Raw genomic sequence first — 12,010 nt, 5'->3', positions numbered from 1 at the left:
TCTTTTCTAAAAATGAATATATAATCTATATTTTATCATTCTTCGAGGACTTTTGCACGTGCTAACTCTTCTTACTAATGACTCTATTGGTCACCTAGGTGACTATTAGTCACTTTTCTTTATAATATAACTAATATACGATACTAATAGGAGCCAATTAACGTGTGTTGGTTCATCTCCTTCGTACATTGAAAGGAGATGGTGATATGACTGTATTTGAAGCCATATCATTAATGATTGCGTTCGCAACATTAGTCATTCTTATTGTAAAATAAGAATGACCTAACACCCCAAATGGGACGTTAGGCCATTTCTCATTATCTTATTTCCAGGAGATGAGCCTAACGCATACCAGAACGTTAATTGGCTCTTCTTATTTCGTATTATACCATATCTAATTTTATTTTACAGCTGAGAAAACTAACTTTTACTATCATAATTAAATTTCTATTCTCACTTTCTCGTCATATAGTTGTGATATAATGCATACAAATACTTATGCCTAGGACATAGGAGGTCTATATGTACAAATATATTACAATTTTAGGGGCCGCAGGCCAAATTGCACAAAAGTTGACTGCTACATTATTAACATATACAGATATGCATCTTACATTATATGGTCGCCAATTGAGTACGCGTTTACATCCAGAGATTTTAGAGCATGAACGCGTTACTGTCATCGAGGGTTCTTTCCAAAACCCTGCTAAATTAGAGGAAGCTGTAACAAATGCAGAGATCGTATTTGTAGGCGCTATGGAGTCTGGCAGTGATATGGCGGCTATTGTGAAAGCATTGAGCCGTAAGAATGTACGCCGTGTTATCGGCCTTTCTATGGCAGGTCTTTCTGGCGAATTCCCTGCAGCACTTGAAAAATGGACCTTCGACAGCTTGCCTATTAGCTATGTCCAAGGCGAACGACAAGCACGCAATGTGTTGCGCGAATCCAATTTAAACTACACAATCTTGCGTCTCACATGGCTCTACAATGATCCGGAAAATACAAATTATGAGCTTATTCCTGAAGGCGTTCAATTTAACGATGCCCAAGTTACACGAGAAGCAGTAGTAAAAGCCATCTTCGACATCTTACATGTAGATGATGAAACACCATTCCACCGCGCAAGCATCGGTATTGGCGAACCAGGCACGCACTACGACAAACCAAGCTTTCACTAATATATAACTATATAAATATATATTTAGTAAAAAAGAGAAAATCCTATATACCAATACAAGACTATCTTCAATGCGCTTGAAGATGGTCTTTTTATATATCATTTATGATTAAAGTATCTAGTTAACCCTATTTGAATTAAATATCTCATATATATTTATATACTGTAATTATATCGTTTAAATGATATAATTACAGTATATAAATAATGAACTAACACTTTTAAAATTATAAGGAGATAACTATGGGAATATTACGTGAAACAATTCGACCATCCTCTGATTTACGAAATAAGTATCCTGAAATTTCTAAATCCTTACAACTTAAAGATGAGGCTGCCATTATTACTGTAAATGGTCGTGGTGATACCGTAAGTCTCGGCTATAATACATATAATATGTTAAAGTCAAAAATAGAGTTACTATCCTCTCTTGTAGAAGGGCAAAACGATATCATTCAAGGTCGCACTACTACACTTGATGAAACCTTCAGCAGTATCGATAAAATGCTAGATCAAATGGGGTAACTCCATGAAAGCCCAAACTTACACTATCATTCCTACGGAAAAGTTCAATAAAGAGCTACATCAGCAAATACTTTATATAGCTATGCAATTTTCAAAAGAAACAGCTATACAAGTCAAAGAAAATATTCAAAATTCGATTTCAAATCTTATGAACCATCCATATATGGGGACTACACCTAAAATTAGAGCACTTAATGACAGCGACTTTCGAATGTTGATTTTAGATAAACTTATTATTTTCTATACAGTTGTAGAGAATACTAAAACTATTTATTTAATCTCTATACTTGATCAACGACAAGATTATGTAAATATACTAAACGGATTATAACGTTTGATCTTATCCAATACTTTTTCAATAATAAAATTACCATTCAAAGAGGTATATCTAAAATCTAATCAGTACATTTTTACTCATGTAACATAGATGTTGGGTATACCTTTTCTTATACCCATATTTTATAGTTATTTATATAGATAAACTTTCGTATTTAGGCTATACTAATAAATGATTAAGTTATACTAATAGATATGTGAAAGTAAACGCCTATGCGGTTATCGATACTATTTATATATACATTTTGCTGTATAAAATATCTCAAAAGCTGTGTATAAAAATTAACGATATCCATTTTTAGTCCCACTTAGGGCTGAGGCTGATTAAGGAGTTATTATGAATCGCATTGTTGTTATTGGTAGTTGCAACATGGATATTGTAGTGCTCGCGGATAAACGTCCGGCGGCAGGCGAAACAATCATGGGCAACGAATTGCACATCGCCCACGGCGGTAAAGGTGCAAACCAGGCGGTAGCTGCTGCTCGTCTCGGTGCAGAGGTTACTATGATAGGTTGTATCGGTAAAGATGCATACGGCCAAATGATTATGGATAACCTAAAGGAAAATCATATCAATACAGATTACATCGTTACCGTACCGAATACTACAACAGGTACAGCCCATATTACATTAGCTGAAGGCGATAACAGCATCATCGTGATTGCAGGCGCCAATGCTAAGGTAGACAAAAACGTTGTAGATAACGCTTGGTCTGCTATCGAGCAAGCGGATCTCGTAATGGTGCAAAACGAAATCCCTATTCCCACAATCGAATACATCGTTCGTCGTTGCCACGAGGCTAATGTGAAAGTCCTCTTAAATCCAGCTCCAGCGGCTGACCTCAATCCTGAGTGGTTAGAATTGGCAACCTATATTACGCCAAATGAGCACGAGCTATCTGCCCTCTACCCTAACCAATCTACAGAGGAAACATTACTAGCTAACGAAAATAAAATCATCGTTACCCTTGGCAGTAAAGGTGTAGGCTATGCGGATAATGGCGAAATTCACACTGTATCTGGCTTCAAGGTTGAACCGGTAGATACTACTGGCGCAGGCGATACCTTCAACGGTGCCTTTGCAACAGCTATCGTTAATGGTAAAAGCTTAGCCGATGCATTACATTACGGCAACGCGGCCGCAGCCCTCTCCATCCAACGATTAGGTGCCCAAGGCGGCATGCCTACAAAGGACGAGGTCGCTGCATTCTTAGCAGAGAATTAATCTATTAAATACAAACTATATATTCTCATGCAACAAATACATCTGTCCTCTATATAACAAAGGAAGTTAATGACTGAGGTGTTAAAGCCTTAGTCATCAGAATACATAAGGAGTTATTTATGCAACGACACGGCATTTTAAATAGCCATATCGCTAAGGTGCTTGCCGACCTTGGTCATACAGATACAATTTGTATCTCCGACTGTGGCTTGCCAGTACCTGAAGGAGTTCAAAAAATTGACTTAGCCTTAGATTTCGGTGTACCAAGCTTTGAGCAAGTAGTATCCATCATCGCTAAGCATATGAAATCCGAAGCAGTTCATGTAGCAAAGGAAATTAAAGAAAATAATCCTAAGGCTTATGACTTCTTGAAGTCTACATTCCCATCCGATCAATACGAATGGATTGAAACAAGCCATGAAGCTTTCAAAGAAGCCACAAGACAATGCAAGTGCATCATTCGAACTGGTGAAGCATCTCCATATGCAAATATTATCTTACGTGCCGATTGTATTTTCAGCGACCGTCCGTAAGACAAGCGCATATGAAACGTAACGCATAAGTAAACGATACTTTCACCAGTCATATAGGAGTAGTTATGGAAATTGTTATGTCAGGCATTGCAAAGGCATTTGGTACAAACCAAGTGTTGCGCGATGTAAGTATTACCCTCAAGGAGGGCGAGGTTCACGCCTTGATGGGCGAAAACGGCGCCGGCAAGTCTACCCTCATGAATATCCTCACTGGTATTCACAAGGCAGATGCTGGTACAATCACCATCGATGGCGTAGAGCGCACCTTCCCGAACCCGAGAGAGGCCGAGTTAAATGGTGTGGCTTTTATCCACCAAGAGCTCAACATTTGGCCAAACCTAACATTGTTAGAAAACCTATATTTAATGCGACCAAAGCGCAATAAATTTGGCATGCTCGATAAAAAAGCGATGCTCGCTGAGGCAGAGAATACCTGCCGCGAACTAGGCATCGAATTGCCCCTCACTACGGAGGCAGGCCTTTGCTCCGTTGGTCACCAACAAATGACGGAAATCCTTCGCATCTTGATGTTAGATGCAAAGGTTGTCATCATGGACGAACCAACAGCAGCCCTTACAGAGCGTGAAACGGCGACATTGTTTAAGATGATGCGCAAAATGAAAGCACGCGGCGTTGCTATCGTATATATCTCTCACCGTATGGAAGAGGTATTCAGTGAATGTGATACGATTACGGTTATGCGTGATGGTCACACCATCATCACTAAACCAACATCTGAAATTTCTGTAGACGAAGTAGTACGCCACATGGTAGGCCGTTCTATCGACGAGTTCTACCCTGCTCGCACCACAACACCAGGCGAAGTAGTGATGAGTGTTGATAGGCTCAAACCTGAAGGTTTTGACAATGACATTTCCTTCTCCTTGCGCAAAGGTGAAATCCTCGGCGTAGCAGGCCTTATGGGTGCTGGCCGTACAGAAATTATGCGTGCTATCTTTGGTGTAGATAAACATAACGGCGGTACCGTAACCGTTAACGGCTCCGTTCTGAACTGTAAAAAACCAGAAGATGCCATCAAAGCTGGCATTGCTTTCATCACAGAAAACAGAAAGAGCGAAGGCTTGATCCTCGATTTCTCCATCGGTTCCAATATTACATTGCCGAACCTTAGCGAAATTTGTCCATCTCATGTACTTGATAGCGGCAAGCTCAATTCCTTTGCTGACGAATTGTCTAAAAAGCTAGGCGTTAAAACACAATCTATTCACGAACCGGCATCGTCCCTATCTGGTGGTAACCAACAAAAGGTGGTTATCGCGAAATGGGTTGGTAAAAAGCCATCCATTATCATCATGGACGAACCGACGCGCGGTATCGATATCGGCGCAAAACGTGATATTTATGATTTAATGAACGAATTAACGAACGATGGTGTGTCCATTATCATGGTGTCCTCTGAGTTACCTGAGGTGCTCGGCATGAGCGACCGCGTTATGGTCATTCATGAAGGTCGCGTAGCAGGTATCTTGGATCGCAGCGATGCAACACCAGAATCGATTATGACATTAGCCACAGGAGGACAATAATGGACAGCAAAGCGCTACAATATGTAAAAAAATTAGGCCCCCTCATCGGCCTCATCTTATTATTTGTAATTATCTCTGTCATGAACGACAGTTTCCTTGAATTCTCTAACTTGCGTAACTTGTTGCGCCAAGTATCCATCAATGCCATCATCGCCTTTGGTATGACTTTTGTCATCTTAACTGGCGGTATCGACTTATCCGTTGGTTCCATCCTTGCCCTCTCCAGTGCCGTGATGGCCAACCTCATCGTAACTGGTACTGACCCTGTGTTCGCTATCGTATTAGCTGCAGGCGCCGGCCTTGTATTGGGCGGTATTAACGGTCTCGTTATTACCTATGGCCGCGTAGCTCCATTTATCGCTACCTTGGCGACCATGACCATTTACCGCGGTGCGACGCTAGTATTCACCGACGGTAACCCAATCTCTGGCCTTACCCAAGACCCTCTATTCCACGGCTTTGGCCAAGGGGATATTGCAGGCCTTCCAGTTCCAGCTATCACAATGTTCCTTGCTTTCATCATCCTCTGGTTCGTATTGAGCCGCACATCCTTAGGCCGTAAAACATACGCCGTAGGTGGTAGCGAAAAGGTTAGTTACATTGCTGGTATCAAGATTGACCGCGTTAAAATCTTTGTGTATGCCTTAACTGGTATGCTCTGTGGTATCGCTGGTGCAATCATCACATCTCGTCTTAACTCTGCACAACCTACAGCAGGTACAGGCTACGAACTTGACGCTATCGCAGCCGTAGTTCTTGGCGGCACAAGCCTTGCTGGTGGTCGTGGTCATATCGTTGGCACATTAATTGGTGCCCTCATTATCGGTACCCTCAACAACGGGTTAAATATTCTCGACGTTTCCAGTTTCTATCAACAAGTTGTAAAAGGTATTGTCATTTTATTGGCGGTTCTTGCAGACCGCAAGAAAGCCTAGGAGGTTCCTATGAAAAAACTATTGTTACTGTTGGCGATGGCTATCATGGTTATCGGTCTTGTAGCAGGCTGTGGTAAAAGCGCTGATAACAGCGGCGACAAAAAATCCGGCACGATCGGCTTCTCTGTTTCCACATTGAACAACCCATTCTTCGTAACTATGAAAGAAGGCGTTGAGGCTCAAGCTAAAGCGCTTGGTCTTAAAGTTAAAATCGTTGATGCTCAAAACGACCCTGCAAAACAAGCAAACGACATTTCCGACTTGCTTGAAAGTGGCGTTTCCGTATTGATCATCAACCCTGTAGACTCTGCAGCTATCTCTACTTCCGTAGAAGCAGCAAATGCTAAAAACATTCCTGTAATCACTGTTGACCGCTCTGCTGACAAAGGCAAAGTAGTAGCTCACATCGCTTCCGATAACGTAAAAGGTGGCGAAATGGCTGCACAACTTATCGTTGATAAAGTAGGCAAAGCTGCAAAAGTAGCTGAAATCGAAGGTATTCCTGGTGCTTCCGCAACTCGTGAACGTGGCCAAGGTTTCCACAACGTAGCTGACAAAGACTTAACAGTAGTAGCAAAACAAAGTGCTGACTTCGACCGTACAAAAGGTTTGAACGTAGCAACAAACATTTTGCAAGCTAACCCTGACGTACAAGCTATCTTCGCTCAGAACGACGAAATGGCATTGGGCGCTATCCAAGCAGCTAAATCCGCAGGCAAAACAATCTTCATCGTAGGCTTTGACGGTACTGCTGATGCAGACAAAGCTGTTAAAGACGGCACATTGGCTGCAACAATTGCTCAACAACCAGACCAAATGGGTAAAATCGCTATCGATACAGCTCAAAAAGTTATCAAAGGCGAAGCTGTAGAAGCTAAAATCCCTGTAGATCTTAAAGTTGTTACAAAATAATTGTAAATAGAAACTGGGTACAGAAAACCCCGACATCAAATTGATGTCGGGGTTTTTATTATATGTATTTTAGTTAATCCTATATAACGTTTATCAACCAAAATATATACTCTTATAGTGTTTTCTTAAAGAAAGTAATGTTATGAAAACAACATACATTAGAACATGAAGTTTACATCTGTACGCCAGTAATCGCCTAATTTATTACCGTCCATGTCTTTATTACCGAAGCCATAGTAAGCACCGATAGATACGTTTTGGAATGGTACGTAGTTTACATTCGCTACGAAGCCTTTGAACCCATTGCGTACATGAGCTACGCCCTTATTATCTACATAATGTTGATTATAGAAGCTATAGGCAGGCGCAAAGGCACTACTGAAGATTGGAGAGTTTCCTTCTTGGTAGTAGTATTGACCGCGTACGCTATAGGTATGAGCTTTCTTAATGTCATAGTTACCATAGCCAAGGCTAGCCATCCAAGCATGAGAATCGGAAACGCCTGGAGCTGTAAGCCATTCGCCGAATACATTCCAACGGTTAAAGTTCATATTTGTATTGAGGCCCCAAATATTTTTGTATGGAGAATCAATGAAGGATTTAACTTGTTTACCTGTCAACGCATCCACATCTTGGCCTTGGTACAATGTACCATCATGGAAACGACCATACATACCACCAAGAGTAACATGTTTATTAAGTTTACCCTTAACTTCAACCATAGCTGCAGTAACTGTATTTTCTCTAGTTTGGTAAGTAGGAGCACCACCCAACCAGTAACCATAACTAGCAGATACATCGAGCTTGCCATGTTTGTACATGAGGCGAGCACCATCAACGAGATCATCATACATGAGGCCTAGGCCTGGTGTATAGAGTTGACGACCTACGCGCAAGGTTGTGTCTTTACCGAAATGATGATCTACATAGGCAAGATTAATTTTACCTTGTGTAGCATTGCTATTGCCGAATTCGCTAGAACCTTGAATACGTACGACTGCATCAGTTTTATCGTTAACCTTAGCATTGAAGATCACACGAGCACGATAATCAAAGGAGGAATGTTTACCATACGCATAAGTATCATTTTTCAATTCGCTGCCACGGTAACGTAAACGATAGTTGCCAGTTACCTTTACATTCCCTACTTGATTTTCTAATTTGGCTACTCGTACACCTAATGTGTTGAGTTCATTTCCAAATTCATCGGCCAAGCGATTGATCATAGCTTGTTGTTCCGCATTAGCTTTATCTTGGTTAGCCATCGCTTTAGCTACCATTTGAGCCATTTCGTATCGCGTAATAGGATTGTTACCTTTGAAAGTTCCATCTGGGTACCCATTAATAATACCTGCATTCGCTAATTGCTCAACAGATTGATACGCCCAACTAGAAGCATCTACATCGGAAAATGGATTAGCTGCATACACACTTACAGAACCCAATACCATACAGGAAACTAAACTTGCTACCAACTTTTTATTCATTAAAAAGACCTTCTCTCATATAGATATCACACAATATCTCATACATTAATTTTATTTTGTATTATACATAAACAATCTTATACGTAGAATAAAATCTATTATGTATATTAAATAAGCACTATTTATAAGATTTTTATTCGTGCGGTGTTGTATAGTTAATATCTTGTGCCTTGTAGCTCTCACCATGAGCTAATACGTGAACGATGGTTTCTAGTGTAGCACGTACAGTTTCACCAGCCATGCTTGGTTGATTTGGTTTATCCACTACTTGGGATGGCAAGTACGGAATATGCATAAAGCCCGCCTTGATATTGCCCTTTTGCGCTGCATAATGACATACACCATACATCAAGTGATTGCATACGAAGGTACCCGCTGTATTAGAAACCTTAGCTGGGATGCCATTTTGGTGCAATGCGTTAACAATATTTTTAATTGGTAATGTCGCAAAATACGCACTAGGACCATCGGCTACAACAGGTTCATCTTCCGGTTGGTTGCCCCCATTATCTGGAATGCGGAAATCATCACAGTTAATAGCGACGCGTTCCACTGTGATATCAGGACGACCGCCTGCTTGACCAACACATAGAATGAAATCTGGTTTGCACTCTTCAGCCGCTGCTTTCACAGTATCAATAGATGTATAACGTACAGTAGGAACCATTTGAGTCACTACCTTATAATCACCATCAGTATAACCATCCATTGTTTTTACCGCTTCCCAAGCAGGATTAATAGGTTCACCGCCGAATGGATCAAAACCGGTAATCAAAATTGTTTTCATCACACTACCTCTATCATTCTTTCACTGGTTAAATAAAGTAATACATCAATAGGATGTTTAATACGAGCATAATTAATGCAATTGGAAGTTGTGCTTTAATAACGCCGTATTGGTCGCGCATTTCAAGGAGCGCTACCGGTACGATGTTAAAGTTGGCAGCCATAGGTGTCATCAAAGTACCGCAATAGCCTGCAAGCATTGCGATAGCACCAACAGCAGCTGGGTTAGCACCATGAGCTACGACGAGCATTGGAACACCGATAGCACTTGTAATCATGGCAAATGCAGCAAAGGCGTTACCCATGATCATGGTGAAGATAACCATACCGATGCAATATGCTACAACTACGAGGAATACATTATCTGCTGGCACTACGCTTGCTACGGCACTGGAGATAATTTTACCAACGCCAGCCAAATTAAATAGATAACCGAGAGCCGCTAATAATTGGGACAAAATAGCAGTCCAACCGATTGCATCGATAAGACGACGACCTTCATGGAAACCTTGATTAATTTTGCCTTTTGTAATGTAAAGAGCGGCACACATCGCGATGATGGCCGCAATACCAAGACCTACAAGAGCGCCTAATTTAGTAAAGAAGCCGATTACGAAGGTAATGATACCAACAAGCAAAGCTGGTACGAAAATAACATTACCAATACGAACTGCTTCGCCTTTTTTAAATTCGATGGCAGATTCAAAGTAATTGCCCTTACCAAGTTGTTTTACCAACACGATGACTGCCATAGCAATTACGAGCCAACCATTAATTTCCTTAGAAAGATAAGAACCAAAGATAAATGAAATGCTGTACAAGAGCCAGAATAGGCCTGTACCGATGCGATATTTATGTTCTTTATCTAAAAATGATTGAATGGCAAAGATAAATAGAATAATCCCTACAAGAAGATATACATAATCTAAGGGCTGCATTTTATAGAGTATTTCTAACATATTATTTGCCCCCTTTCGCTAATTCTTCTGGTGTAACAAGGATATTGAATTCATTAGGTACTAATTTACCAGCTTTCATATCCGCTTCGTCACGAGCTACATAGGCTTGAATTGTTTTGTCGAAGATAATAAAGCGAATGAAGTTAACGATATATGCACAAACAGCAGTTGGCAATCCGTACAATACCATATCTGTTAATTCAACAGAATAGCCTAATTGTTCCATAACGCCTTTGATGAGTAATAAACCACCAGCAGCAAGGAATAAGTTTTGACCAAAGAAGTTACCTGTATTATCTGCAGAAGCAGCTATACCACGTACCTTATCTAGAGTGCGTTGAGATACTGGACGACCTTGTGCTACCGCAGCTTCACTCATAGGAGCGATCAATGGACGAACCATAGCAACCATACCGGACATGTTAATACCAAAGGCTACTGTTACTTGGCGCACAAATAAGTAAATCATAAAGATACGACCAGCAGTAGCTGCATTGATCTTACCAATCAAAATTTCTGCCCGTTCACGCAAGCCGTGACGTTCCATAAGACCAATAACAGGTAAAATCAAAATAAATAATGACATATAACGATTTTTAACAAAAGCCTCCCCAATGGCACCAACGATATCGTTGATACTGAGACCACCTGCAAGGCCCGTTACAAAACCTGCGGCTACGACAACTAACAAGGCATTAAAGCGCAGCATCAGACCGATGACCATCACTAAAATACCAGATAAGACTAACATAGTCTCACATCCTTTCAAAAAAACATCTATGACCCTATCCTATAGTCCACAGACATACTACATATGTTTACATTATATACCCAAACATGTATTTTTTGCATAAACAAATAAACCTTATACATCAATTACATTTGATTCTGTTATTATGTCGCATTATAAAGACATTCAAAATCAAAGGTAAGTAGTGTATAAGGTTTGCTTTCTATAATAAATCTTTTTTGAAAAGTATTGTAGTATGTTGTTTCCCTCTAAAATGAACTTTATCATACGCTTTAAAGCCAAAGGATTCATACATCTTAGGCAACCACGGATGTTCTTTTGCAGTCCCCAATGTAACAGCTGGTGTTTTAAATTGCTTGATCAACAATTCTTCAGCATAGCCAAGAGTTTCCCGAGCATAACCTTTGCCTTTAAACTCAGGCGCTGTTACAAAGTGGGCAATGTGTGGAAATTTATCCGGTGTAGAATATTTAATCCACGGCATACAGAACGTAATAGAACTTACAAGTTGTCCATCAATATACAATCCATATACAGGATAGGTTTCAATCCACTCTTTAGATTCTTCTTCGGTAAAATCGATGGCATCAAAAGTGATTGGAAAATCTTTAATAGCTGCATAACCATCAATTAAAACCTTATGGTATTCCGCTGTATCTTCTACTGTTAATTGTCTGAATTCTTTCATTGTCTTGCCCTCATTTTATATCTTTATCAAACTACTATTTTTTATATTTTATACATATATTCTGTATATTTATTATCATAAATGTAATTATACTACTATGTGTATCTAAATGCAATAATTTTACATAAATATTTGATGAAGTTTTATA

General features: G+C 40.1%; 14 protein-coding genes. 9 read left to right on the top strand and 5 right to left on the bottom strand.

The window, feature by feature from the left end; translation table 11 throughout:
• The first annotated feature begins 164 nt into the window (after positions 1 to 164).
• The 9 genes from QZR70_RS01165 (at position 165) to rbsB (ending at position 7,191) form a co-directional block, all read left to right on the top strand.
• Entirely contained in the window at positions 165 to 275 is a 111-nt protein-coding gene (locus tag QZR70_RS01165) for a putative holin-like toxin (protein ID WP_295792506.1), read from the top strand.
• Positions 276 to 522: 247 nt separating this feature from the next.
• On the top strand, positions 523 to 1,179 hold the full coding sequence (locus QZR70_RS01160) for an NAD(P)H-binding protein (RefSeq protein ID WP_005387476.1): 657 nt from the start codon (positions 523 to 525) through the stop codon (positions 1,177 to 1,179).
• Between the two features lie 242 nt (positions 1,180 to 1,421).
• Positions 1,422 to 1,703, top strand: coding sequence for a type II toxin-antitoxin system Phd/YefM family antitoxin (locus tag QZR70_RS01155; protein ID WP_005387475.1), 282 nt, complete (start codon positions 1,422 to 1,424; stop codon positions 1,701 to 1,703).
• A gap of 4 nt (positions 1,704 to 1,707) precedes the next feature.
• The gene (locus QZR70_RS01150; RefSeq protein WP_295792504.1) at positions 1,708 to 2,034 is read left to right on the top strand and encodes a type II toxin-antitoxin system RelE/ParE family toxin; all 327 of its coding nucleotides are present in this window, start codon (positions 1,708 to 1,710) and stop codon (positions 2,032 to 2,034) included.
• Between the two features lie 342 nt (positions 2,035 to 2,376).
• Entirely contained in the window at positions 2,377 to 3,264 is an 888-nt protein-coding gene (gene rbsK, locus QZR70_RS01145) for a ribokinase (RefSeq protein ID WP_295792503.1), read from the top strand.
• A 119-nt stretch (positions 3,265 to 3,383) separates the two neighbouring features.
• Positions 3,384 to 3,797: a D-ribose pyranase gene (gene rbsD, locus QZR70_RS01140; RefSeq protein ID WP_295792501.1), complete on the top strand. Its 414-nt coding sequence runs from the start codon at positions 3,384 to 3,386 to the stop codon at positions 3,795 to 3,797.
• 65 nt (positions 3,798 to 3,862) lie between these two features.
• The gene (locus QZR70_RS01135; protein ID WP_295792499.1) at positions 3,863 to 5,344 is read left to right on the top strand and encodes a sugar ABC transporter ATP-binding protein; all 1,482 of its coding nucleotides are present in this window, start codon (positions 3,863 to 3,865) and stop codon (positions 5,342 to 5,344) included.
• A complete protein-coding gene (gene rbsC, locus QZR70_RS01130; RefSeq protein WP_295792496.1) occupies positions 5,344 to 6,279 on the top strand; it encodes an ABC transporter permease in 936 nt (311 codons plus the stop codon). The genes QZR70_RS01135 and rbsC overlap by 1 nt, the downstream gene beginning before the upstream one ends.
• A 9-nt stretch (positions 6,280 to 6,288) precedes the next feature.
• The gene (rbsB, locus tag QZR70_RS01125; protein WP_295792494.1) at positions 6,289 to 7,191 is read left to right on the top strand and encodes a ribose ABC transporter substrate-binding protein RbsB; all 903 of its coding nucleotides are present in this window, start codon (positions 6,289 to 6,291) and stop codon (positions 7,189 to 7,191) included.
• A gap of 158 nt (positions 7,192 to 7,349) precedes the next feature.
• On the opposite strand, the gene QZR70_RS01120 is transcribed toward rbsB, so the two are convergent.
• The 5 genes from QZR70_RS01120 to QZR70_RS01100 form a co-directional block, all read right to left on the bottom strand.
• Positions 7,350 to 8,678, bottom strand: a complete 1,329-nt coding sequence (locus tag QZR70_RS01120) for an S-layer homology domain-containing protein (protein ID WP_295792492.1) — start codon at positions 8,676 to 8,678, stop codon at positions 7,350 to 7,352.
• Positions 8,679 to 8,811: 133 nt separating this feature from the next.
• Complete coding sequence (gene pcp, locus QZR70_RS01115; protein ID WP_295792557.1) at positions 8,812 to 9,465, bottom strand: pyroglutamyl-peptidase I; 654 nt, start codon at positions 9,463 to 9,465, stop codon at positions 8,812 to 8,814.
• 28 nt (positions 9,466 to 9,493) lie between these two features.
• Positions 9,494 to 10,423: a DUF979 domain-containing protein gene (locus QZR70_RS01110; RefSeq protein WP_295792490.1), complete on the bottom strand. Its 930-nt coding sequence runs from the start codon at positions 10,421 to 10,423 to the stop codon at positions 9,494 to 9,496.
• A 1-nt stretch (position 10,424) separates the two neighbouring features.
• Complete coding sequence (locus QZR70_RS01105) at positions 10,425 to 11,174, bottom strand: DUF969 domain-containing protein (RefSeq protein ID WP_039969492.1); 750 nt, start codon at positions 11,172 to 11,174, stop codon at positions 10,425 to 10,427.
• Positions 11,175 to 11,376: 202 nt separating this feature from the next.
• Complete coding sequence (locus QZR70_RS01100) at positions 11,377 to 11,862, bottom strand: GNAT family N-acetyltransferase (protein ID WP_295792488.1); 486 nt, start codon at positions 11,860 to 11,862, stop codon at positions 11,377 to 11,379.
• Between the last annotated feature and the right edge of the window lie 148 nt (positions 11,863 to 12,010).

This window comes from uncultured Veillonella sp. (assembly GCF_900545205.1).
Taxonomy (GTDB): Bacteria; Bacillota; Negativicutes; order Veillonellales; family Veillonellaceae; genus Veillonella.
Note: the sequence above shows the minus strand (reverse complement) of the source record. Positions and strands in the feature narration are given on the sequence as shown.